This window comes from Actinoplanes sp. NPDC051411 (assembly GCF_040682075.1).
In the GTDB taxonomy this organism is placed as follows: domain Bacteria; phylum Actinomycetota; class Actinomycetes; order Mycobacteriales; family Micromonosporaceae; genus Actinoplanes.
The window spans coordinates 1-22,227 of sequence record NZ_JBFBAD010000154.1 but is presented as its reverse complement, the minus strand read 5'-3'; the positions used below and the strand labels follow the sequence as shown (position 1 = coordinate 22,227).

General features: G+C 72.1%; 19 protein-coding genes and 2 pseudogenes. 10 read left to right on the top strand and 11 right to left on the bottom strand.

Features of this window, described 5'->3' with window-relative positions; translation table 11 throughout:
* From AB0M88_RS46285 to AB0M88_RS46275, 3 genes and pseudogenes are all read right to left on the bottom strand, one after another.
* Nucleotides 1-717: pseudogene (locus AB0M88_RS46285) on the bottom strand (peptidase M14); the annotation flags it as partial.
* A gap of 117 nt (nt 718-834) precedes the next feature.
* A complete protein-coding gene (locus AB0M88_RS46280) occupies nt 835-1,812 on the bottom strand; it encodes a DJ-1/PfpI family protein (protein ID WP_364113428.1) in 978 nt (325 codons plus the stop codon).
* Nucleotides 1,813-1,832: 20 nt separating this feature from the next.
* Nucleotides 1,833-2,471, bottom strand: a complete 639-nt coding sequence (locus AB0M88_RS46275) for an HD domain-containing protein (RefSeq protein WP_364113426.1) — start codon at nt 2,469-2,471, stop codon at nt 1,833-1,835.
* Between the two features lie 111 nt (nt 2,472-2,582).
* Here AB0M88_RS46275 and AB0M88_RS46270 point away from each other — a divergent pair, with 111 nt between their 5' ends.
* Nucleotides 2,583-3,200: a sigma-70 family RNA polymerase sigma factor gene (locus AB0M88_RS46270; RefSeq protein ID WP_364113424.1), complete on the top strand. Its 618-nt coding sequence runs from the start codon at nt 2,583-2,585 to the stop codon at nt 3,198-3,200.
* Nucleotides 3,197-3,400 carry a hypothetical protein gene (locus AB0M88_RS46265; protein WP_364113422.1) on the top strand — a complete coding sequence of 68 codons (204 nt, stop codon included), beginning with the start codon at nt 3,197-3,199 and terminating at the stop codon, nt 3,398-3,400. Before AB0M88_RS46270 ends, AB0M88_RS46265 begins: the two co-directional genes overlap by 4 nt.
* On the opposite strand, the gene AB0M88_RS46260 is transcribed toward AB0M88_RS46265, so the two are convergent.
* From AB0M88_RS46260 to AB0M88_RS46245, 4 genes are all read right to left on the bottom strand, one after another.
* Nucleotides 3,401-3,877 carry a universal stress protein gene (locus AB0M88_RS46260; RefSeq protein ID WP_364113421.1) on the bottom strand — a complete coding sequence of 159 codons (477 nt, stop codon included), beginning with the start codon at nt 3,875-3,877 and terminating at the stop codon, nt 3,401-3,403.
* Between the two features lie 24 nt (nt 3,878-3,901).
* Entirely contained in the window at nt 3,902-5,230 is a 1,329-nt protein-coding gene (locus AB0M88_RS46255) for a radical SAM protein (RefSeq protein WP_364113420.1), read from the bottom strand.
* A gap of 137 nt (nt 5,231-5,367) precedes the next feature.
* On the bottom strand, nt 5,368-5,970 hold the full coding sequence (locus AB0M88_RS46250; protein ID WP_364113418.1) for a hypothetical protein: 603 nt from the start codon (nt 5,968-5,970) through the stop codon (nt 5,368-5,370).
* A gap of 45 nt (nt 5,971-6,015) precedes the next feature.
* Nucleotides 6,016-6,942, bottom strand: a complete 927-nt coding sequence (locus AB0M88_RS46245; protein WP_364113416.1) for a helix-turn-helix domain-containing protein — start codon at nt 6,940-6,942, stop codon at nt 6,016-6,018.
* A gap of 70 nt (nt 6,943-7,012) precedes the next feature.
* Between AB0M88_RS46245 and AB0M88_RS46240 the strand changes: the two genes are divergently transcribed.
* On the top strand, nt 7,013-7,615 hold the full coding sequence (locus AB0M88_RS46240) for an HD domain-containing protein (protein ID WP_364113414.1): 603 nt from the start codon (nt 7,013-7,015) through the stop codon (nt 7,613-7,615).
* A gap of 25 nt (nt 7,616-7,640) precedes the next feature.
* Here AB0M88_RS46240 and AB0M88_RS46235 read toward each other — a convergent pair whose 3' ends face one another.
* On the bottom strand, nt 7,641-8,492 hold the full coding sequence (locus AB0M88_RS46235; RefSeq protein WP_364113412.1) for an aldo/keto reductase: 852 nt from the start codon (nt 8,490-8,492) through the stop codon (nt 7,641-7,643).
* A gap of 198 nt (nt 8,493-8,690) precedes the next feature.
* Here AB0M88_RS46235 and AB0M88_RS46230 point away from each other — a divergent pair, with 198 nt between their 5' ends.
* Together AB0M88_RS46230 and AB0M88_RS46225 are read left to right on the top strand one after the other, a co-directional pair.
* Nucleotides 8,691-12,707: a SpoIIE family protein phosphatase gene (locus AB0M88_RS46230; RefSeq protein WP_364113410.1), complete on the top strand. Its 4,017-nt coding sequence runs from the start codon at nt 8,691-8,693 to the stop codon at nt 12,705-12,707.
* Nucleotides 12,704-13,000 (top strand): STAS domain-containing protein, encoded by a 297-nt coding sequence (locus AB0M88_RS46225; protein ID WP_364113408.1) that lies wholly within the window; start codon nt 12,704-12,706, stop codon nt 12,998-13,000. Before AB0M88_RS46230 ends, AB0M88_RS46225 begins: the two co-directional genes overlap by 4 nt.
* Before the next feature lie 31 nt (nt 13,001-13,031).
* Here the strand turns inward: AB0M88_RS46225 and AB0M88_RS46220 are convergent, their stop codons facing one another.
* Nucleotides 13,032-15,971 (bottom strand): FtsX-like permease family protein, encoded by a 2,940-nt coding sequence (locus AB0M88_RS46220; protein ID WP_364113406.1) that lies wholly within the window; start codon nt 15,969-15,971, stop codon nt 13,032-13,034.
* Nucleotides 15,972-16,063: 92 nt separating this feature from the next.
* Nucleotides 16,064-16,540: a TetR/AcrR family transcriptional regulator gene (locus AB0M88_RS46215; protein WP_364113404.1), complete on the bottom strand. Its 477-nt coding sequence runs from the start codon at nt 16,538-16,540 to the stop codon at nt 16,064-16,066.
* Between AB0M88_RS46215 and AB0M88_RS46210 the strand changes: the two genes are divergently transcribed.
* The 3 genes and pseudogenes from AB0M88_RS46210 (at nt 16,518) to AB0M88_RS46200 (ending at nt 17,881) form a co-directional block, all read left to right on the top strand.
* Nucleotides 16,518-17,216, top strand: coding sequence for an SDR family oxidoreductase (locus AB0M88_RS46210; RefSeq protein ID WP_364113402.1), 699 nt, complete (start codon nt 16,518-16,520; stop codon nt 17,214-17,216). The two genes, AB0M88_RS46215 and AB0M88_RS46210, sit on opposite strands and share 23 nt — an antisense overlap.
* Nucleotides 17,217-17,395: 179 nt before the next feature.
* A pseudogene (locus AB0M88_RS46205) lies at nt 17,396-17,665 on the top strand (hypothetical protein); the annotation flags it as partial.
* A 45-nt stretch (nt 17,666-17,710) separates the two neighbouring features.
* On the top strand, nt 17,711-17,881 hold the full coding sequence (locus AB0M88_RS46200) for a hypothetical protein (protein ID WP_364113400.1): 171 nt from the start codon (nt 17,711-17,713) through the stop codon (nt 17,879-17,881).
* Here the strand turns inward: AB0M88_RS46200 and AB0M88_RS46195 are convergent.
* Nucleotides 17,878-18,504 (bottom strand): hypothetical protein, encoded by a 627-nt coding sequence (locus AB0M88_RS46195; RefSeq protein ID WP_364113398.1) that lies wholly within the window; start codon nt 18,502-18,504, stop codon nt 17,878-17,880. The genes AB0M88_RS46200 and AB0M88_RS46195 overlap by 4 nt on opposite strands.
* A 139-nt stretch (nt 18,505-18,643) precedes the next feature.
* Here AB0M88_RS46195 and AB0M88_RS46190 point away from each other — a divergent pair, with 139 nt between their 5' ends.
* Together AB0M88_RS46190 and AB0M88_RS46185 are read left to right on the top strand one after the other, a co-directional pair.
* Complete coding sequence (locus AB0M88_RS46190; protein ID WP_364113396.1) at nt 18,644-19,111, top strand: DUF2690 domain-containing protein; 468 nt, start codon at nt 18,644-18,646, stop codon at nt 19,109-19,111.
* Nucleotides 19,112-19,113: 2 nt separating this feature from the next.
* Nucleotides 19,114-22,104 carry a hypothetical protein gene (locus tag AB0M88_RS46185; RefSeq protein ID WP_364113394.1) on the top strand — a complete coding sequence of 997 codons (2,991 nt, stop codon included), beginning with the start codon at nt 19,114-19,116 and terminating at the stop codon, nt 22,102-22,104.
* Nucleotides 22,105-22,227 lie beyond the last annotated feature (123 nt).

Genomic DNA, 22,227 nt, shown 5'->3' with positions numbered 1-22,227 from the left:
CACGAAGTCCTTCTGGTAGCCGGCCGGCTGGGCCGGCGGCGTGGCGCCCGGCCACGCGGACGGGGTCATCGCGCGGGTGGCGCCACCCAGGCTGGAGGTCGCGGTCACCTGCACCGGCTTGCCGGGCAGCGGCTGCGGCACCTGCCAGTGGTACTGGTATTCGCCGTCGTCCTCGAACCGGACCAGTTGATAGGACCCGGTGGCCCCGTCGGCCGTCTTCCAGGTGACGGTGATCTGCACGTCCGGGTCGTCGGTCGCGGTGGTCGCGACCTGGGTCTGCAGGAACGTCTTGCCGTTGCTGGTCCACCAGTAGTCCTGGAGGAACTGCAGCGTGTCGGAGCCGACCGCCAGCTTGGAGGCGTTCGCCCGGGCGGCCGCCTGCGACTGCCGCTCGATCAGCTGGACCGGGGTGGCGCCGTTCTTGATCATGGCAGCCAGCTCGGAGTCGTCGACGACGACGTCGGCGAGGACCTGGTCGGGCGAGTGATGTGGCACGGCGGCCAGGTCGGCGCCCGACGCGGTGAGGCGGTCCAGGGCGTTCTTGTCGGGGAGACGGAAACGGACGAGCGCGTGCTCGCCCGGGCTGAGGTTGACGGTGATCGCGGACTGGGGCTGAGCCGATTGGGACTTAGCCGACGCGCGGGCCGCTTGTGGGGCCAGCGCGACCGCCAGGCTGAGAACGGCGGCGGTCGCCGCCCAGCGGACTCGGGATGACATCTAGCCTCCTGGGACATAGAAGGACGTCTAGATCACCCCATCCCTTTCATCGAACGTTGTCAACCAAGCAGGTCGGCATCATCACCGGGGCCTGGATCGCCCTCGGGGTCATCTCCCTCACCCCGTACGGGACGGCGCTGCTGAACTGGCTGCTCGACTGAACCGCTGCTGATAGGCCCGGGGCGAGACGCCGACGTGGGCCACGAACATCCGGCGTAACGTCTCCGGGCTTCCGACGCCGACCCGCTGGGCGCAGCCGGTGACCGACTCCCCCAGGTGCAGCAGGCGGATGGCGGCGTCGACCCGCACCCCTTCGACGTATTTGGCCGGGCTGCTGCCGAGCTCCTGGTGGAACAGCCGGGACAGGTGCCGGGGGCTGACGTGGGCGCGGGCGGCCATGGCGGTTACCGAGTGGTCGGCGGCCGGGTCGGCGACCACCGCGTCGGTGATCTGCCGCAGGACCGGGACGCTCGGCCGGGGCAGGGCCAGCGACGGCGAGAACTGCGACTGGCCGCCCGGCCGCTGCAGGAACACCACCAGCGACTGGGCGACCGACCGGGCCAGCTCCTCGCCGTGGTCCCGCTCGACCAGGGCCAGCGCCAGGTCGATGCCCGCCGACACGCCCGCCGAGGTGAAGATCGTCCCGTCCTGCACGTAGATCGCGTCGGGTTCGACCCGCACCCGCGGGTAGGCGGCGGCGAGCAGCCGGGCGTGCTGCCAGTGCGTGGTGGCGCGCCGGCCGTCGAGCAGCCCGGCGGCGGCCAGCACGAAGGCGCCGGTGCAGATCGAGGCGGTGCGCTCGGCGCGTCCGGCGAGGGTCACCGCGGCGGCGGCCAGCCCGGGGCTGATCGGGGTGGTCGGCAGGGCGTCACCGCCGACGATCAGGGCGGTCCCGACGTCGGTGGCCGACTCGACCGGGCCGTCGACCGGGACCGGGATGCCGGTCGAGGAGCGGACCGCGCGGCCGTCGCTCGAGCGCACCTCGAGGTCGTAGCGGGCGCCGAACTTGGCCGCCTCGGCGAACACCTCGAAGGGGCCGGCCAGGTCGAGCATCTTCATCCCGTCGAAGACGAGAGCGGTGACCCGGTTCGCCACGCGCCACCCCCTTCGAACGGTCAGTCAGGCCACACGCTACCCCGGATGATCTGGACGAAGTCCGACCGGACGAACCCGGGCTGGAAGTGGGCGAGCACGTCGTCGTTCATGGTTCCGAAGGTGGTGTCCGGGCGGTCCTTCATGCCGTCGGTGAAGCGGCGCAGGATGTTGTCCTTGAAGTTGGGGCGCTCGTGCGCGGCGACCACGGCGGCGCGCTCCTCCGGAGTGATCTCGTCGAGGTCGAAGCCCAGCACGTCGGTCTCGACCCCGAGCGTGACCACGGAGACCTCCGGCTCGAGATGCTCGACGATGCCGGGCGTGGTGTGCAGCGCGATGGCCAGCCAGACCGCGCGCGCCTCGGCCGGGGTGCGCCCGTGGTCGAGCAGGAACTCGCGGGCCAGGTCGGCGCCGTCGACCTCGAAGCGCTGATCGGTGCGGCCGTAGCGCGTGGTCAGGCCGAGGTCGTGGAACATCGCACCGACGTAGGCCAGCTCGGGGTCTGGCGTCAGGCCCCGGTGGCGGGCCTTGAGGCTGCCGAACAGGAAAACGCGGCGGGAGTGGTGGTAGAGCACCGGGTCGGTCGCCTCCCGCACCAGGTCGGTGGCTTCCTGCACCAGCTTGGTGTCCGGGACGGCGACGCCGGCGATCGTTTCGGTCATGCTCCCAGCCTGGGGCGGGACGGCCGGCCGCCGCCCCGCCGGGACGGCCACGCATCACACGGATCCGGACACGACCGGGCCCGCCGGCTCCCCGCCCGTACTCTGGTCGGCGTGCCATTCGACGAAGTGTCCGCCCGATGGGTCGCCGAGCTGGGCGCCGAAGGCGCCGCCCGCGACGGCGCGCACGCCCGGCTCCACGAGCTCCTGCTGCGGGCCGCGCGGGCGGAGACCAACCGGCGGGCCGCCCGGCTGCGGCTGGCCGGGGCCGAGGTCGACGATCTCGCCCATCAGGCCGCCGCCGACGCGATGCTCGCCGTGCTGGCCAAGCTGGCCACCTTCCGCGGCGACAGCCGGTTCACGACGTGGGCCTACAAGTTCGTGGTCTTCGAGGTGTCGGCCAAGATCGGGCGCCATTTCTGGGCCCGGCGGCCGACGCTCCCGCTCGACGAGTCGGACTGGGACCGGCTGCCGGACCGGTTCGGGTTCCGCCCCGACCAGGAGGCCGAGTGGCGCGAGCTGCTGGCGGTCTTCCGGCATTCGGTCGAGCACGACCTCACCGAGCATCAGCGCCGCATCTTCAAGGCCATCGTGCTCGACGGCGTGGCGCTCGACAGCCTCTGCGCCGAGCTCGACACCAACCGCAACGCGATCTACAAGACCCTGTTCGACGCCCGCCGTAAGCTGCGGAGCGCCCTCGTCGCCAAGGGTCACCTGCCGGAGGACCGATGAACCTCGACGCATTCCTGAAGACCGACCCGGGCGACGTCGGCTGCGGCGAGGCGATGGAGCTGCTCCACGCGTACGCCGATCTCTATGCCACCGACGCGGCGGCCGCGCGGCAGCGGTATCCCGGCATCGCCGTCCACCTGCGCGCCTGCGGCCCCTGCTCGACCGACTTCGAAGGCCTGCTGACCCTGATCGCGGGCTAGCTAGGGCACGACCGTGACCGGCCAGCGGCCGGCCCGCACCAGCTTGATGGCCAGCGAGCCGGCGATGCGGTGCAGCATCTTGGTCGACCGGCCGACGATGACGGCGTCGGCCCGCACCTCCTGCGCGACCTCGAGCAGCTCGGTGAACGGCTCGCCGGTGCGCACGACCAGGTGCACGTCGAGGTTGAGGGCCGGGCTGCGCTCGGCGATCGCGTCGCGGAGCTCCTTCTCGACCGCGTCGTGGGCCTGGGCGACGGTGGCGGCCGCGCTGCCGCTGGTGTCGGCCATCGGCATCAGCAGGGCCGGCAGCGAGCGCACGAACACCGCGACCAGCCGGCAGTGCTGCCGCCGGGCCAGGCCGGCCGCGTACGCCGCGGCGCGCATCGACGAGACCGAGCCGTCGACGCCGACGACGATCGCCCGTGGGCCGTCCCGGCACACGTCGGAGGCGCGCAGGGGCAGATCGTCGTCGCTCATGGAGCCAGGCTACTGTGACGCGCGTTACTGGGCGAGCGCTGGGAGGTCGTCCTCGGCCGGCAGGCTGTCCATGAACGAGCTGACCGAGAAGACCGCGCGGCCGGCGCCGGCCGGGCCGTAACCGGGCGGGCTGGACAGGCCGTTGGCCTCCATCGTCGCCCGGTACGCCTCGAGCAGCCGAATGTGATATTCCAGCGGCGCACCGTGCGGGTTCGTCTTGCCGAGCGGCGTGGTCGGCTCCGGGCACCAGGTGGTGAACCGGGGCGTGATGCCCCGCGACATGAAGTATTGAAGACCCTCGGTGGTCGACTCGATCGCCCCGTCGACGGTGGTGAAGCCGAACGGCTCGGCCATCTCGACGCCGGCCACGAAGTTGGGGATGACGTTGCGCGGGCCGAACACCTCGGCCGACTCGAGGATGCGCCGGTGCCACTCGGCGCGGCCCACGTAGCGCTCCTTGCCCGGGCAGTAGAGCTCGAACAGGCGCTTGTCCCACACCTCGTAGTTGGGGTGGTAGATCTGGATGCCGTAGTCCTTGAACCGCTGGACGTCGGCCCGGGGCAGCGCCTGCGCGACGACCTTGCCGATCCAGCGGCCCGGGAAGCGCTCCTCGATCGCCTGGGCGTAACGCCCGTAGAAGTCGGCCTCGGCCAGCCCGTCGACCTGCCGGGTGATGCTGCCGCCGGTCAGCGTGTACGCGGTCGAGGTCTTGGCGACATCATATTTGTTGATGATCTCCATCGCCTCGAGGATCTCGTCGACCGGCTTGACCCCCGTGTATGGCCGGCCCGCCGCCTTGTGCTGGCGGAAGTTGTGGTTGATGTCGCAGTACTGGCATTCCTCTTTGGCGCCGAAGTACTGACAGACCCGGTAGGCGGTCAGGTAGATCAGATAACCCCACTGGATCGTTGGCGCGACCTCCATGACCTGCTTGCCGTTGGCCAGCGTGTGCCGGTAGTAGTCGGGCATCGGGGGCAGGCCCACCTCGGCGATCGGCCGGTCGTCGAGGTGGAGCATCAGCCGGCCGTCGGCGTCCGCCTTGACCCGGTACGGCGAGTCGGGGTTGATGCGCACCGAGACCACCGTGCGGCGCAGGTCGTAAGGCCCGCCGAGCAGCACGATCTCCTCCGGTGGCCGCCGCAGCGCCGCCTCGCCCAGTTCGGGCAGCGTGCGGTGGTCGAACGAGAAGATGAAGTACGACTTGGGCTTGACGTCGCCCTTCTCGTTGTCGGTCAGCGCCGAGTCGTCGAACGCCATCCCCCCGCGGAGGAGGTCTTCTTTGATGACCGCTTCCCGGGGGACGTGGGGAAAGCGACCCATCAGGTCCTCGACGAGATCGGTACGCGACGTCATGAGTCCTCCTGCGGGGTGCGGGCTGTTCGCCTTCATTCCATGTCATCACATCGCCGGGCCGTCACCGACCCGGCAAAGGGAGACCTTGGCGACAGGCGCGCGCTTGACTCGGCGAGCTTACGCGCGCCCGTCGCCGGTCACGGTGTGTAGATGCGCTCCAGACGAGTGATGCGGCCGCCGTCGACGTCGAACCGGATGACCGTCCCCCAGGACTCGTACCGCAGGAAGGTCCTGAGGTCGACGTCCTTGTCGTCGATACTGATCGGCGCGCCCGGGTCGAGGGTGAGCGTCCGCAGCTTCGGGTTGTTGTTCCGGATGTACCAGCCGGTGCAGTAGTCGTTCTCGGAGGGCTTCCGGCCGTCCTCCTGGCACGCCTTCACGGCCTGCCGGCCGTCGTACCAGTAGATGAGGTCGTACGTGATCTGGCGGGTGGCGGCCCGGCCGGACTTGAGACGCGCGTACTGGGTGCCGAAGAGCGGATCGTCCGATCCGGCGTGCCTGGCCTTCGGCGCAGCGGGTTTCTTCGGGGGAACCGGCGGCTTCTTCGGCGGGACCAGCGGCTTCTTCGGGTGGGCCGGTGGTTTCTTCTTGTGCGGCGGCCGCGTGGGCGCCGGTGTCGAGGTGGGCGCCACGGTCGGCGAGCCGGCGGACGGGGGGTCGAAGGTCGGCGTGTCGGCGGCCGGTGCGGCGCAGGCGCCGAGCGGCATGAGCAGCAGTAACGCGAGCATTTTCCGGGACATGCCGGTGACGGGAGCCCGCGGGCCGGACGGATACTCCCGTGTCACCTAGCCGACGCGGTGGCGGAACAGCGTCCGGTATTCCCGCGGCGACGTGCCCAGATGCCGGTGGAAGGCGGCCCGCACCGCGGCCGGAGCCCCGAGCCCGGTGAGCCGCCCGACCCGCTCGACCGGCTCGTCGGTCGTCTCCAGCAGCTCCCGCGCCCGGTCGATCCGCGCCCCGGTCAGCCAGGCCATCGGCGTGCTCCCGGTCTCCGCGCCGAACCGCCGGATGAACGTGCGCCGCGACATGTGTGCCCGCTGGGCCAGCGCGTCCACCCCGAGATCGTCGGCGAGGTGCGCGAGCATCCACTGCCGGAGGGACGCGAGCCGTTCGCCGTGGTCGGAGGGCCGCAGCCGTTCGATGTACTGCGCCTGCCCGCCGGTCCGCTGCGGCGGCGCGACCAGCAGCCGGGCGCGGGCGTTGGCCGCCGCGGCACCGTGGTCGGACCGGATGATGTGCAGGGCCAGGTCGATCCCGGCGGTCACGCCGGCCGAGGTCAGGACGTCGCCGTCGTCGACGAAGAGCCGGTTGGGCTGGACGTCGATCAGCGGATAGCGCCGGCGCAGCTCGCCGGCCTCCCGCCAGTGGGTGGTCGCTGGGCGGCCGTCGAGCAGCCCGGCCGCGGCCAGCGCGAACGCCCCCGCGCAGATCGACACCATCCGGGCGCCGCGGGCGTGGGCCGCCCGCAGGGCGTCGAGGATTTCGCCGGGGATCGGCATCTCGGTGTCGTCGTAGCCGGGGACGATCACAGTGTCGGCCTCGTCCAGTCCGTCGAGCCCGCGCGGGGCCGTGATCGCGACGCCCGCGTAGAGGACCGGCGAGGCGGCGCAGACGGTCAGCGAGTAATGCGGCTGGGTCGAGAAGATCTGCGTCGCGATGCCGAACTCGAGCGGCAGCACTCCCGGCAGCACGAGGACGGCGATCCGATGCATGGCACGATCGTAGCGATGAACGACACTCGTGCCACTTCCGGTCGATGAGCCGGGCAAATACCGTCGGGGAATGACCGACATCCCTGCCCTGCCCACCGGCGTCGTGGCCGAGGCGAGCCTCGCGCTGGCGCGAACCACCGAGAGCCCGCTGCTCGTGCGGCACAGCCTCCGCAGCTTCCTCTTCGCCCGGCTGATCGCCGGGCGCGAGGGCGTCCCCTACGACGAGGAGCTGCTGTTCGCCGCCTGCGTGCTGCACGATGTCGGACTGGGCACGTACTCCGCCGGCCGGGCCCGCTTCGAGGTCGAGGGGGCCGACCTGGCCGCCGCGCTGCTGGCCGAGCAGGGCGTCGCCCGCGCCGACGTCGACCGGGTCTGGGAGGCGATCGCCCTGCACGCCTCGCCCGGCATCGCCGACCGCATGGGCCCGCTGGCCTACCTCACCTACAAGGGCTCCTTCACCGACGCCGCCGGGAACACCGGCGGCTTGAGCGCCGCCTCTCTCCAGCAGGTGTACGCGGCCTATCCGCGCCCCGACGGCGACACCTCGATCCGGGACGCGATCGCCGCCCACGCCGCCCGTTCCGAGGCCGCGGCGCCCCCGTTCTCGATCTCGGCCGAGTTCCTGCGCCAGGCCGCCGAATCCTCCGCGCAGCGAAACGCCGCCCCGGCGTAGGCCCGGGCGGCGTTCACGGGGTGGATCAGTTGAGACCGCTGATCGCGGCGACCTCGGCCGGGGTCAGCTCGATGCCGGCCGCCGCGACGTTCTCGTCGAGGTGGCCGACCGAGCCGGTGCCCGGGATCGGGAGGATCGCCGGCGACCGGGCCAGCAGCCAGGCCAGCACGATCTGGTGCGGGGTGGCGCCGTACTTGGCGGCCGCCTCCTGCACCGCCTTGTTGTCCTCGTGGTTCTGGATCGGCGCCCACGGCAGGAAGACCAGGCTCTCCTGCTCGCAGAGGTCGATCAGCGACTCCGACTGGCGGTCGTCGACGTTGTAGCGGTTCTGGATCGACACGACCGGCGTGAGGCGCTGGGCGACGCGCAGCTGCTCCTCGGTGAAGTTGGAGACGCCGATGTGGCGGATCTTGCCCTCGGCCTTCAGCTCGACCAGCGCGCCGATCGAGTCCTCCAGCGGGACCTTGGGGTCGACCCGGTGGAACTGGTAGAGGTCGATCCGCTCGGTCCGCAGGTGGCGCAGGCTGCCCTCGAGCGCCTCACGCAGGTGCTCGGGCCGGCCGTCCGGCTGCCAGTTGTTGGGGCCCGGCCGCACCAGGCCCCCCTTGGTCGCGATGACCAGGTCCTCCGGGTAGGGGTGCAGCGCCTCGGCGATCAGGATCTCGCTGACGTGCGGGCCGTACGAGTCGGCGGTGTCGATGAAGTTGACCCCGGTCTCGACCGCCCGGCGCAGCACGTCCTTGGCCACGTCGCGGCTCTTCGGGTCGCCCCAGATGCCGTCGCCGGTGATCCGCATCGCGCCGTACCCGAGACGGTTGACCGTGAGGTCGCCGCCCAGGTCGATCGTTCCGGCCGCTGCGGCGTTTGGTGTACTCAAGGTTCCGACTCCTCAACGCTTGTCTTTGCTTCCGCAAGAAACGTACGCCAGATAACCGGTGCCGGCCGGGCGAGTTGGGCCACAGCTGGTTTCATGTGGATCGCGCCTGGAAATCGAACGGGCGGTCATCCGGCGGAGTGTTCCGGCCGGGGCGAGCGGCTTGCGTATCGTACGAGCCGGCCGGCAAGGGAAAGGGCGATGAGCGAGCAACCCACGGACGTCTTCGCCGGCGGCGGGAGCGTCGGCGACGACCTGGCCGCGGTGGAGTGGGACAAAACGCCCCTCGGACCGGCCGCCGGATGGCCCCAGAGCCTGCGCACCGCGGTCAGCATCCTGCTGTCGTCCCGGTTCCCGATGTGGATGGCGTGGGGCCCCGAGCTGACGTTCTTCTGCAACGACGCCTACCGCCGCGACACGCTGGGGAGCAAATATCCGTGGGCCCTGGGCCGCCCGGCGCGCGAGGTGTGGGCCGAGATCTGGGACGACATCGGCCCCCGCATCGACACCGTGCTCTCGACCGGCGAGGCGACCTGGGACGAGGCGCTGCTGCTGTTCCTGGAGCGGTCCGGCTACCCCGAGGAGACCTACCACACGTTCTCCTACAGCCCGCTGCGCGACGACGAGGGTGCGCTGGTCGGCATGCTCTGCGTGGTCAGCGAGGAGACCGAGCGGGTGATCGGCGAGCGCCGGATGGCGACGCTGCGCGACCTCGGCTCCGACCCGAGCGCGATCCGCACCGAGCACGAGATGCTCGCGTTCTTCGGCGCCCAGCTCGACCGCAACCGGCGCGACCTGCCGTTCTCGCTGACCTACCTGTTCGAGGGCGACGGCGTACGGCTGGCCGGCGCGACCGGGATCACCGGCGGCCATCCCGACACCTGGCCGGCCGAAGGCCTCGTCGAACTCCACGGCCCCGACCTGCCGCCCGGCGACTGGCCGGAACCACCGACCCAGGCCCTCTCGGTGCCGCTGCTGCGGCAGGGCGGCACGCCGTACGGATTCCTGGTCTGCGCCCTCAACCGCTACCGGGCCCTGGACGACGACTACCGCGGCTTCCTCGAACTGGCCGCCCGGCACGTCGCGGCCGGCATCGCCAGCGCCCGCAGCAACGAGGCCCAGCGCCGCCGGGCCGAGGAGCTGGCCGAACTCGACCGGGCCAAGACCGCGTTCTTCTCCAACGTCAGCCACGAGTTCCGCACCCCGCTCACCCTGATGATGGGGCCGCTGGAGGAGTTGCGGGCCCGGATGGACGACCCCGAACTGGACGTCATCCACCGCAACGGGCTGCGCCTCGGCAAGCTGGTCACCACGCTGCTCGACTTCTCGCGCATCGAGGCCGGCCGCATGCAGGCCCGCTACGAGCCGGTCGACCTGGCCGCCGTCACGAGCGAGCTGGCCAGCGTGTTCCGGTCGGCGATCGAGCGGGCCGGGCTGACCTTCGAGGTCGACTGCCCCCCGCTGCGGCGACCGGTCCACGTCGACCGGGGCATGTGGGAGAAGGTGGTGCTCAACCTGCTGTCCAACGCCTTCAAGTTCACGTTCGCCGGGGGCGTCCGGGTCGGCGTACGGGAAGAGGGTGACCGGGCGGTCATCCGGGTGACCGACACCGGCATCGGGGTGCCCGCGCACGAGATGCCGCGCCTCTTCGAGCGCTTCCACCGCATCGAGAACGCGAAGTCGCGGTCCAACGAGGGCAGCGGCATCGGGCTGGCCCTGGTGCGCGAGCTGGTCGAGCTGCACGGCGGCGAGATCACCGCGCGGAGCGTGGTCGGCGAGGGCACCGAGTTCGTCATCCGGCTCCCGTTCGGCACCAGGCACCTGCCGGCTGACGCGCTGGTTTCGCCGGCTTCACCGGCCGCGCCGGCCGCGCCGGCCGGACCGGCCGCGCCGGCCGGACCGGCGTCCAACCCCTACGTCGAGGAGGCCCTGCGCTGGCTGCCCGGCGAGGCGCCACCACCGCCGGCGGCCGACGACGGGGCCGGGATCCTGGTCGCCGACGACAACGCCGACATGCGCGACTACCTGACCCGGCTGCTGCGCTCGGCCGGGCACCGGGTCGAGGCGGTCGCCGACGGCCACACCGCGCTCGAAGCGGCCCGTGCCCGCCCGCCCAAGCTGATCATCAGCGACGTGATGATGCCCGGCCTGGACGGCCTCGAACTGGTCGCCGCGCTGCGGGCCGACCCCCGCACGATGAGCACCCCGGTGCTGCTGCTCTCCGCGCGGGCCGGCCAGGAGGCGTCGATCGAAGGCCTGGAGGCGGGCGCCGACGACTACCTGGTCAAGCCGTTCTCCTCGGCCGAACTGCTGGCCCGGGTGCGGGCCAACGTCGAGCTGGCCCGCCTGCGCGGCCACCACATCCGCTGGCGCACCGCGCTGGTCGACTCGCTGCAGGAGGCGTTCTTCGTCTGCGACGCCGACGGCGCGGTCATCGAGATCAACTCGACGTTCACCGACATCCTCGGCTTCGGCGCCGAAGGCCTCCCCTACGCCCCGGCCCACCCGTGGTGGCCGGACGACGCCGAGGGGCGCCGGCAGGTGGCGGACGCCTTCACGACGCTGATGGAGCAGACCGGCGGCGCCTGCACGATCCCGGTACGCCATCACGACGGACACCGGCTCTGGGTGGCCGCCGCGTTCAACCAGGTCAACGACCCGGACACCGGACGCCGCGTCACCGTCGGCACCTTCCGGGACGTGACCGCCGAGCATTACGCCGTACAGCGGGAAAGCGCGCTCGCCGCGCTCAGCGTGCGCCTCTCCCAGGCGGAAAGCCTGCCCGGCGCGGTCGAGAGCGTGCTGCAGGTGCTGCGGGAACAGTGGGGGGCGACCCGGGTCACGGCGGCCGTGTTCGACGGCGCCGCCCGCCCCGCGCTGACCGGGACCGATCCGGCGGTCCGCTGGGAGGACGTGGCCGCGCCGCTGACCAGTCTGCGAGAAAAGCCGCTGCTCACCCCGGTCGCCGAGCGGACCGGCGGGGCCGGCGTGACCCTGGAACATCCGGACGGCACGATGGGGCTCTGGATCGAACTGGCGGAAAACCGGCCGTTCACCGAACAGGACCAGACGCTGCTCGCGCTGCTCGGCGGCCACATCGGGCCGGGCCTGCACCGGGTGCACCAGCTCGACCAGCAGCGGGAGACCGCGCTGGAGCTGCAACGGGCCATCCTCGGACCGGCCCAGCTGCCGCCCGGCTTCGCGGTCCGCTACGCCCCGGCGACCCGGCCCCTCAAGGTCGGCGGCGACTGGTACGACACGGTCACCCTGGCCGACGGCCGCATCGGCATCGTGGTCGGCGACTGCGTCGGCCACGGGCTGCAGGCGGCGGCGGTGATGGGCCAGCTGCGCAGCGCCTGCCGCGCGTTGCTGCTGCAGAACACCGACCCGGCGCAGACGCTGACCGCGCTCGACCGCTTCGCCGCCCAGCTGCCCGGGGCCATGTGCGCCACGGTCTTCTGCGGCGTGCTCGACCCGGCGAGCGGCGAACTCGCCTACTCCAGCGCCGGGCACCCGCCGGCCGTGGTCACCCACCCCGACGGCGTGACCGACCTGCTCGACGAGGGCCGGTCCCGGCCGCTGGGGGTCCGGGGCGATCCCGTACGCCCGGAGGCCCGCTATGTGGTGCCGGCCCGGGCCACGTTGCTGCTGTACACCGACGGGCTGATCGAACGGCGCCGCCAGTCGCTGACCACCGGCATCGACAGGGTCGCCGCGGTGGTCCAGGAAGGACGCGCCAACGCCCTCGAAGACCTGGCCACCGGCGTCATGACCGGCATGGCCCCCGACACCGGCTACGACGACGACGTCGCTCTCCTGCTCTACCGGCACCCCGGCCCCTTGGAGATCGACTTCCCGGCCGAGGCGGCGCGGCTCTCCCCCGTACGCTCGGCGCTGCGCACGTGGCTCGCCCGCTGCGGGATCGACACCACGATCGCGCAGAACATCCTGGTCGCGGCCGGCGAGGCCTGCGCCAACGCGATCGAGCACGGCCACCGCTTCCAGACCGGCGGACTGATCCGCCTGCGGGCCGCGGCCACCGCCGACGACCTGCGGCTGACGGTCACCGACACCGGCCGCTGGAAGACCCCCGACCCGGCCGCCAACCCCTACCGGGGGCGCGGGCTCGCCCTGATGCGGGCGCTGATGACCGAGGTAACCGTCTCGACGGGCGCCGGCGGCACCGTCGTCGGCCTGCAGGCGAGGATTCGCGGATGAGCACCGAGCTGACCTTCACCACCGGCCACGACCCGTCCGGGTGCCCCGTCCTGGGCGCGGTCGGCGAGATCGACATGAGCAACGCGGCGGCGTTCGCAGCCGCCCTCGACGAGGCCCGCCGCGACGGCGACCGGTTGGTGCTCGACCTGACCGGGATCGAATACCTGGACAGCGCGGGGCTGGCGGTGCTCTTCCCGCACGTCGACCACGTACGCCTGATCGCCGGCCCACTCCTCGGCCCGCTGCTCACGATCGCCGGCCTGGCCGACGTGACCACGATCCGCGACGAATAGCGCCGGCCAGCCGGTAGAGCCGATCGAGATCCTAGACAGTCACCTCGACCGGGCTCAGCTTCGCCGCCCGCCGCGCCGGCAGGACGCCGGCCAGCGCGGTCAACAGAGGCAGAGCCACCACAACCGCCGCCAGCCGGCCGGGGGGAAAGCTCACCGGGGCACTCACGCCGAGCGCTTTCACGGCCAGCCAGGCGTACGGCACCCCCAGCGCAAGCCCGAGCCCGGACCCGATGACCCCGTACAGCGCCGACTCCACGGTCAGCATCGCCCGCAGCCCGGCCCGCGACAACCCGACCGCCCGCAAGAGCCCCGCCTCACCGACCCGCTCGACCACCGAGAGCGCCGCCGTCGTCCCCACCCCCACCACCGCGACCAGCACGGTCAGCCCGACCAGCCCGAGCGCGACCGTCACCAGCAACGTCACCGTGCCGGCCATCTGATCACGCCCGTCGGCCAGCACATCCACCGTCCACTTGCCACCTTCGGCGGCCTGCACCTGGTCCATGGCCGCCCGCCCGAGGTCACGCCCCGGCTCCCCCCGCCCGGCCGCGTCGGCCAGCATCCCGGCGTAGGCGTCGCCCGCCCCCATTCGGGTCAGGTCGCCCGGGTCGACGGCCAGATCCGCCCCCAGCGGCGTAGCGTCCGGCAACACCGCCACAACCGTCAGCGGCACTTGCGCCCCGCCGGCACCCGCGCCCGCGCGATCCCCAGGCGAGGTCGCGCCGCCGGCCCCCACGGGCTGCCCGCCCACCGCCGGGCCGCCCGGCGTCGCCGCCGCGGTTTGTCCGGCTCCGGCCGGCGCACCCGTCATCACAGCCTGCCCAGCTACCGGCGAACCGCCCGCCGCCGAGTGCCCGGTCGACGCCGAACCGTTCACGGCGGCCCGGCCGGCTGAAGCCGAAGGGTCGGGCGCGGCCGAGTTCGACGACGACACGCTCGCCGTCAACCGACTGGCCGAAGCCGAGCCGCTCGCCGTTCGCCGGCCCACGGAAGCCGAACGGCTCGACGTCGGCTCGGCCCCCGAGGCGGAACCGCCCGGCGTGGGCTGGAGCGTAGAGGCGGAACCGCTCGGCGTGGGCTGGGCACCGGAAGCCGAACCGCTCGCGGCAGGCGGGGCCCCGGAAGGTGAGCCGCTCGGCGTGGGCTCGGGCGACGTGGGCTGGGTGGCCCGGGTGCCGGTGGGGTCTTCGAGTTGTGCGGCCGGGGTGACCGTGATCGTGTTGCCGACGTCGGCGCCGGTCAGGCCCGCTGCGAAGGCGGAGAGCACGACGTGGCCCGGGGTGGGGCGGGGCAGGTCGAGCTTTCGCAGGGCCGGCACCGCCGCGAAGTCGAGGTCGACCGCGTCGACGTCGGATCCGCCGATGCGGACGGTTCGGCTCCGGTAGGGCGTGACGTTCGTCAGCTCGCTCCTGGCCCGCAAACGGTCGGTCATCGCCGCTGTGATCGGGGCGTTGCCGGTCGGGTGGAGGTTGAAGTCGGCCGGTGCGCCGATCGCGGCCTCCCGGTCGACGGCCACGCGCAGTGAGGCGCCGCCGATCAGGGTGCCGGCGATCAGTGTGACGCCGAGGGCGACCACCACCGACACCGCCGCCGCCCGCCGGGGTGCCGCGCCGACGCCGCCCGCGGCCAGCCGGCCGACCGGGCCGGAGCGCCGGACCGGGCCGCCCAGCACGGTCAGCACCGGCCGGACCAGCACCGGGCCGAGGGCGACCAGCGCGAAGAACGCCAGGCCGCCCGAGGTGACCAGCAGCAGCAGGTTGCCGTTGGGGTGGTAGTCCTTGGCGTCGGGGCCGGGCAGGCGGGTCGCCACGTACGCCGCGATCTGCACCGCGGCGCCGGCCATCAGCAGGCCGGCCGCCCAGCGCAGCTTGCCGACGCCGGTCCGGGCGGTGGTCGTGCTCGAGCCGCGGAGCGCCTCCAGCGGTGACACCCGGGAGGCCGAGGCCGCCGGGGCGAGCACGGCCACGGTGGTGAGGGCGACCGCGAGCAGCACGACCTCGATCGCCGGGGCCACGGGCACGGCCGGGAAGGCCAGGCCGGGTACGACCAGCGGGAGCAGGAAGCCGGTGCCCAGGGCGAGCAGCACCCCGGCCACGCCGGTGACCAGCCCGGTCAGCGCCCCCTCGGCGGCCAGCGACCGCACGATCGAGCCGCGGCCGGCGCCGACCGCGCGGAGCAGGGCGATCTGGCGCATCCGCTGGGCGAAGACGATGCGGAACGTCGAGGTGGTGACCAGCGCGGCCGCGACCACGGCGATCGCCACGAACATGGTGATGATGGCGAACAGGCTGCGTACGCCGGAGGCCGCGTCTTCCGCCTCGCTCAGGCGCGCGGCGGCCCCGCTGGTCACTGAGGCGTCGGGGCCGAGGAGGGCCTGGATGCGCCCGCTCATCACCGAAGGGTCGACGCCGGGCCGCACGCGGACGTCGACCCGGTCGAGCTGGTCGTCGCCGCGGAGGGCCGTGACCGTGGTCTGTGGGGCGTACGCCTGGAAGCCGAAGTCATTTCGGCCGGTGACCGTGCCGACCACCGTGAGTCTCGTGCCTTTGATCGTCGAGCCGATGGTCAGGCCCAGTCTCGTGGCCGTGCGCGGGGTGACCGCGACCTCGCCCGGGCCGAGCGGATAGCGCCCCTCGCGGACCTCGGTCGTCGCGAACGGCCCCTGACCCGGGTCGGCGGTGACCGTGATGCCCGCGGCGATGCCCTCGGCGCGGCCGTAGACCGTGTCGATCCCGTCGAGCCGCCCGATCTTCTCCTCCTGCCCGGTCGTCACCGGCCCGTAGGCCACCACGTCGACCGCCTGCGGGGTGCCGCTGAAGTGCTCGAGGATCGTGCGCTCGGTGATCTGCCGGGCCAGTACCGTGCCGAAGACGACGAACGACACGACGAGCACGGCGAGGCCGGTCAGCAGCAGCCGGGACGGCCGCCGGGCGACTCCGGCGAGCTGCGTACGCAGGACAGCGTTGGGCATGGATGCATGGTCGGGGATTCGCGGGGCGGCGGCATCGGCCCGGGGACGAGTCTTCCGGCTCGCCGGTAGACCTTTCGGCTGATGCTGGTGCCCTAGTCCCAGGGCAGCTGGCGAAGTGCGAGCTCGGCCAGGCGGCGCAGTTCCTCTCGGCTCGCGCCGGTGGCGGCCTGAACCGCGAAGCCGTGCGACAGGGCGATGACGTAGCCGGCCGCGTCGCGGGGCTCGACCGAAGACGGCAGGTCGCCGGCCTCCCGTGCGCGGGCGAACCGCTCGGTGAGCAGGACCTCGGCCGCCTGCCGCCGGGAGCAGAGCTCGGCCCTGGCCTCGGTCGCGGTGTCACCGGTCGCCAGGGCGCCGTGCACCAGCAGACAGCCGTGCGGGGTGTCCTCGCCCGTGGTGGCGTCGGCCGCCCCGAGCAGCCAGCGGCGGGCGACCTCCCGGACGTCGCCGGCCGCCAGGGCGTTCGCCACGTAGCCGGAGTCCTCGGCGGTGTAGCGGTCGACGACCCGCTTGAACAGGCCCACTTTGGAGCCGAAGGCGGCGATCGTGACCGGAGGCTCGCGCGGCATCGGCGAGGGCATCGCCCGGCGGCTCGCAGAGGCGGGCGCCACGGTCGCGATCACCTACAACTCCTCGGCCGACAAAGCCCGGCTGGTCGCGGAGTCGCTGGACAACGCGGTGGCCCTGAGGGTCGACTCCGGTGACCGGGCAGCCGTGCGGGCCGGGATCCTGCAGGTCGTCGAGCGGTTCGGCCGGCTCGACATCCTGGTGAACAACGCGGGCGTCACCCGGGTCGGCACCATCGACGCGATCGGCGACCGCGACTACGACGAGTCCGTCGCGATCAACCTGACCGCCGTCTTCGCCGCCAGCCAGGAGGCGCTACGGCACCTCGTCGACGGCGGACGGATCATCAACATCGGCAGCATCAACGCCGACCTGATCCACTTCAGTGGCGGCAGCGTCTACGCCCTGACCAAGGCTGGTGTCGCCGGGCTGACCCGGGCGCTCGCCCGCGAGGTCAGCAGCCGCGGCATCACGGTGAACACGGTGCAGCCGGGACCGGTCGACACGGACATGAACCCGGCCGACGGTCCGTTCGCCGAGCTCACCCGTCCGCACATCGCGGCCGGCCGGTACGGCACGGCCGATGAGATCGGCAGCCTGGTCACCTATCTCGCGGGTCCCGACGCGGCGTACATCAGCGGCGCGACGATCAACATCGACGGCGGCTACGCGGCCTGAGCTTCGCCACCGATCGGCGCCGGCGCCGATGCGCGAGCTCCTTTCCGTACGCCACCGGTCCGCGAGAGCCTTCCTTGACAGTTGTCAGGCGAATCGGGATACCGTTGCCTGACAGTTGTCAGGCAACGTTCCCTGAGGTGGCACCGTGAGCATTCCCGAGATCCGGCCGACGACCCGCGCTGGACCAGGCCGGGTGCCATCTACGTTCCCGCCGGCGGCGGCACGACCATCTGGGTCGCCGGCGACGTCCATATCAAGAAGGTGAGCAGCTCCGACACCAACGGCGCGTTCGCCCTGATCGAGGCCTCGGTCCCGGCCGGCGCGGGCCCGGTCGCCCACTCCACAACAACAACGACGAGGCCTTCTACCTCCTCTTCGGCGAGCTGGAGGTCCTCGACGGCGACAACACCTTCGTGGCCCGCCCGAGCGACTTCGTCTATGTTCCCCGCAACACCCGGCACCGCTTCAAGAACATCGGGAACCACACCGCCCACATGCTCTTCGTGTTCACCCCGGCCGGCCCGGAGCGCGCCTTCGACGTCGTCGGCGAGCCGGCGCGTCCGGGCGTTCAGGCCCCGCCGCCGGGCGCCCCGACCGCCGAACAGGTCGCCGCGATGATGCGCTACGAGAACGAGATCGACAGCGTCCTGATGGCCGAGGGCTAGGGCCGCGTCATCACGTACGTCGCGAGTTTGCCCGGAGCCGCCGAGAAATAGGCGTGCAGGCCGGGGAAGTCCTGGGCCGCGTAGTACGAGTGGCTCGGGTTCCGGGAGACCATCCACGAGCTCGTCGTCTTCAGCTGCGAAGAGGACAGAGCGGGCGAGAAACAATCGCGGACGAGCGTGGTCAGCATCTTGGGCGTCGTCTTGATGAGTCCCTTGCCGGCCGACGGGTCGGTGAGAACACAGCCCACCAGGACGGCGCCCGGATCCGTTCCCGTGCCGCGCTGTTCGGCGTCCATCTGAAGGGTGCCGGGACCGAACGGGTTGTCGATCGTGGCCCGGCGGATGTGCACCACGCCGGTCTGGATGACCTGGATCCTGGGGTGCCATTCGGCGGTCCACGCCTGGACGATCTGGTCGGCGGTCGCGTACTTGAACGGCGTGTCGGGTATCACATGATCGGCGGATACGACCGGTGCGCCGGACGTGGGGGCCGACGGGTTGCCGCTGCTGGGAGCGATCACCACCGGCGCGGAGGGAGGCCGGCCGGCCTTCGCCGAACAGGCGGACACCGACCCGGCCAGCACCATCACGACGGAGGCCCTGAGCAGGATGTTCATCGACATGCGGGCGGCCTTCCGGTCCGGATCGGATGATCCACACGGTACCCGACGGCCTTGCTAGCCATTGACGGACGTGACATTTTGTTCCCGATCAACGACCCGCGGCGATTCTCGGCCGCGACGGGTTCGAACGGGGAGAAACATGATCAGACGAGCGGTGGTAGCCGCCGTGGCCGGGGTCCTCCTGGCCGCGACCGGCCTGGCCACTCCGGCCACGGCGGCGACACCTACGTGTTCCGGCGCGAGCTGTGACGGCCAGGTCGTCACCACAACCAACTGCAAAGACAGCCGGGCGTACGCCATCGACGGCATCACGGTCACCGGCATGGCCCTGGCCCTCTGGTACAGCCCGTCGTGTCACGCGATGTGGGGCGACTACCAGTTGACCGGCAGCGGCACCGCATGGATCTCCATGTTCGGCATCGCGCCGTACGGCGGTTCCGGCGAAGCCCGGACGCTCTATTCGGTCAACGTGTCCGGACCCACCACCGACATCTCCACGACGCTGTTCAACTCGACCCAGTCGATCGAACTCTGCTGGAACCAGCAACCGGGCCTGCCGCCGGCCGACGGCTCCGCGGGCCCCTACGGATGTACGAGGTGGCGCTGATCATGACCGAGCGCCTCCTGCGAACCGTCGCGTTCACCGCGGTCACGGCGCTGGCCGTGGCCGCCGTTTCCGGTCCGGCCGTAGCGGCCACGCCGGCACCGCCACCCGGGCCGGGCGCCGTCCACTCCCCCGACCAGGCCCTCGGTCCGAAGTGGAAGTCCTCGTCCGACGTGGTGGTGACCGGCACCGGCGACGCCGACGGCTACCACCTCTACATCGCCCGGGAGAAGGACGCCTTCGCCTGGCACACGCTGGCGACCCTCACCTCCCACTCGATCGACATCGGCCCGTGGGGCGGCTCGGTGTGCGTGACCGGGTCCGGCCGCTACGCGGTCGCGGTCTTCGCGCCCGAGCAGGCGGTCAACCGACCCGCGCTCGCGGCGGCCGGCGGGCTCGCCGCAGTCGTCGACACCACCACCGGCGTCGCCCACACGGTCGCCACCGGGGTGCAGCTCGCGTACTTCGACCCGTCGTGCGGGCCCGGCGACCGGGCGCTGCTGACGCGCGAGACCGGCGACATCGACCGCCACCCGCAAACCGACCTGCTGACCGTCGACGCCGCCGCGGGCAAGGTCGTCCAGACCCGGCACATCGCCGCCCAGTTCACCACCCCGGCGACCGCGCCGGACGGCGACTACGGGATGGTCGGCGGGCAACTGGTGAAGCTGGCGGCCGGCGGCGGGGCGTACACCCGGCTCGGCCGTCCGCGGGGCAACGCCTTCGGGGTGCGGGCCACCGCCGGTGGTGCGGTCGACGTCGTCTCGGTCGCCGGCGGACAGGCCGTCGCCGAGCGCTACGCGAACGGGCACTTCACCACCACCGCGACCGGACCGAGCGACAAGGTCCAGCTCTTCGGGCTCCGCGGCGGCCACAACGCCCTGGTCGGCCAGGTGGCCGAACGAGCCGGCGCGCCCGCCGACCTGACCACGGTTCCCGAGACCCGCCAGGTCGCCGGCCTGTCCGGCGACGGTCATCTCGTCGTCGAAGAGGCCCTGGGCAGCCAGACCGCCCAGAGTGTGGCCCGTCCGCTCGCCGCCGCGTCACCCGACGCGGCCGGATCGGTGCGGCTCAAGGTCCGCGCGGTCGCCGGCGCCGCCGAACAGGCCGCCACGGTGGCGACCACCGCCGCGCCGACCCTCGACGTCGACCTCGGCGCGCTGTCGCCGGTGCAGACGGTCACCCCGAGGACGGTCGACCAGCCGCGGTGCGCGGTGCCGCGCAACGACCCGGCGGTCCAGCCGTTCCAGCCGAGCCCGGAGATGGTCGAGTGGGCGGTCGACAACGCCGTACACGGGACGCTGACCCTGACCCGGCCGGCGAACTACCTGAAGGCCGGGCTTCCCGCCTATCAGCCGCAGGGGCCGGACGGCTGGTTCCCGCTGGGCAATCCGCAGAACTCGACGCTCCCGGCCGGATCCCGCGCGGTGCCGGCCCAGGTGATGCTGGGCATCGTGGCCCAGGAGACCAACATGTCGCAGGCCTCCTGGCACGAGGTGCCCGGCGACACCGGCAACCCGCTGGTCGCCAGCTACTACGGCAGCGCAGCCAACGACGTCATCGACTACTCGAAGTCCGACTGCGGCTACGGCATCAGCCAGGTCACCACCGGCATGGCCGTCGACGACCCGGGCCCGTACGACACCTCGGACCAGCAGGCGATCGCCGTCGACTACGCCGCCAACATCGCCGCCGGCCTGAACATCCTCATCGACAAGTGGAACCAGCTGCACGAGGAGCCGGCCGGCGCCACCGACACGATGAACGACGACGATCCGAACTGGATCGAGAACTGGTTCACCGCGCTGTGGGCGTACAACAGCGGCCTGCACGCCTACGCCGACCGCGACTCCACCGACAGCGGCGGCTACTACGGCCTGGGCTGGCTCAACAACCCGGCCAACCCGAACTACCCGGCCAACCGCGACGGGTTCCTGCGCGACTCGTACGCCGACGCGGAGACGCCCAGCCACTGGAGCTACCCCGAGCGGATCATGGGATGGATCGAGACGCCGCAGCTCAAGAACGGGCCCGGTTACAGCGGTGACGCCTACAGCACGCCGGTCTACGGGCAGAGCTCTCCCGAGGTCCACCTGCACGGAGACGACTCGCCGTCCCGGGTTCTCAACCTGCCCGACATCTGGGCGTTCTGCAGCACCGCGTTCGGCTGCTCCCAGTCGACCGGCGGATGCCCGGCGGTCGACAACTCGTGCTGGTGGCACGGGCACGTCGACTCCCCGGCCGGGAACTGCGAGAACGGCGAGTGCGCCAAAGAGGACACGCCGAGCGCCGGCGGCCCGGAACCCGGCGTCCAGCGGACGTACGAACGGGACTGCGTCCCCTTCGACCCGAGCGTCATCACCGACCGCGACCCGGCCAGGAACTGGAACATGGTCTACACGCTCAACGAACACGAGCAGTACAACCTGGGCTGCACCCCGCCGGAGGGCATGGCCGGCGGAAAATTCCTGATCCGCGGCGGCTCACCGGTCGGGCGGCCCGACACCGGACCGTACGCCCAGGTCGACCTGCATCAGCAGGGCAGCGGATATTTCGGCCACATCTGGTTCACGCACGGTCTCGGCGGCAACTCCACCACCGGAATCAAGCACCGGATCAGCGGCGCCTGGATGCCCGACCTCGACCTGAACCCGGGCCAGAGCTCGTGGTACCACATCATCGCCCACCTGCCGAGCCACGGCGGGAACTGGTCGGCCGCGGTCTACAACGTCCAGCGCGGCAACCAGGCCCCGATCAACGGCCAGTCCGTGTACGCCTACGTCTCCTCGTGCGCGATCGACCAGGATCCAAGCACCGGCGACTTCGGCCGCGACCACTTCATCGACCTGGGCACCTACCAACTGGAGCCGGGCGCCCAGGTGATCCTGTCCAACGACAACGCCCCCACCACGGCCGACGTCGGATATGACGCAATGGCCTTCGTCCCGGTCACCAAGGTGCCGAGCTCGGGCACCTGCGGAAGCGTCCCCCACTGAGGACCCCGTGGGAGTGCCCGGGCGCCCGGCCGCCAGGGGCACCATCGAATGCCGGATGGCCAGCAGATATTGCCCGGCGGCCGCACCCAGTCCGATGAGAGCCAGCAACGCGATCGGAAGCGC

Coding starts and splice junctions, on each gene's coding strand:
- AB0M88_RS46230 (WP_364113410.1), top strand. CDS start 8,691: ATGAGCGAGCAACCCACGGACGTCTTCGCCGGCGGCGGGAGCGTCGGC.
- AB0M88_RS46185 (WP_364113394.1), top strand. CDS start 19,114: ATGACCGAGCGCCTCCTGCGAACCGTCGCGTTCACCGCGGTCACGGCG.
- AB0M88_RS46255 (WP_364113420.1), bottom strand. CDS start 5,230: ATGACGTCGCGTACCGATCTCGTCGAGGACCTGATGGGTCGCTTTCCC.
- AB0M88_RS46240 (WP_364113414.1), top strand. CDS start 7,013: ATGACCGACATCCCTGCCCTGCCCACCGGCGTCGTGGCCGAGGCGAGC.
- AB0M88_RS46190 (WP_364113396.1), top strand. CDS start 18,644: ATGATCAGACGAGCGGTGGTAGCCGCCGTGGCCGGGGTCCTCCTGGCC.
- AB0M88_RS46215 (WP_364113404.1), bottom strand. CDS start 16,540: ATGCCGCGCGAGCCTCCGGTCACGATCGCCGCCTTCGGCTCCAAAGTG.
- AB0M88_RS46195 (WP_364113398.1), bottom strand. CDS start 18,504: ATGTCGATGAACATCCTGCTCAGGGCCTCCGTCGTGATGGTGCTGGCC.
- AB0M88_RS46200 (WP_364113400.1), top strand. CDS start 17,711: ATGCTCTTCGTGTTCACCCCGGCCGGCCCGGAGCGCGCCTTCGACGTC.
- AB0M88_RS46225 (WP_364113408.1), top strand. CDS start 12,704: ATGAGCACCGAGCTGACCTTCACCACCGGCCACGACCCGTCCGGGTGC.
- AB0M88_RS46220 (WP_364113406.1), bottom strand. CDS start 15,971: ATGCCCAACGCTGTCCTGCGTACGCAGCTCGCCGGAGTCGCCCGGCGG.
- AB0M88_RS46275 (WP_364113426.1), bottom strand. CDS start 2,471: ATGACCGAAACGATCGCCGGCGTCGCCGTCCCGGACACCAAGCTGGTG.
- AB0M88_RS46265 (WP_364113422.1), top strand. CDS start 3,197: ATGAACCTCGACGCATTCCTGAAGACCGACCCGGGCGACGTCGGCTGC.
- AB0M88_RS46245 (WP_364113416.1), bottom strand. CDS start 6,942: ATGCATCGGATCGCCGTCCTCGTGCTGCCGGGAGTGCTGCCGCTCGAG.
- AB0M88_RS46250 (WP_364113418.1), bottom strand. CDS start 5,970: ATGTCCCGGAAAATGCTCGCGTTACTGCTGCTCATGCCGCTCGGCGCC.
- AB0M88_RS46260 (WP_364113421.1), bottom strand. CDS start 3,877: ATGAGCGACGACGATCTGCCCCTGCGCGCCTCCGACGTGTGCCGGGAC.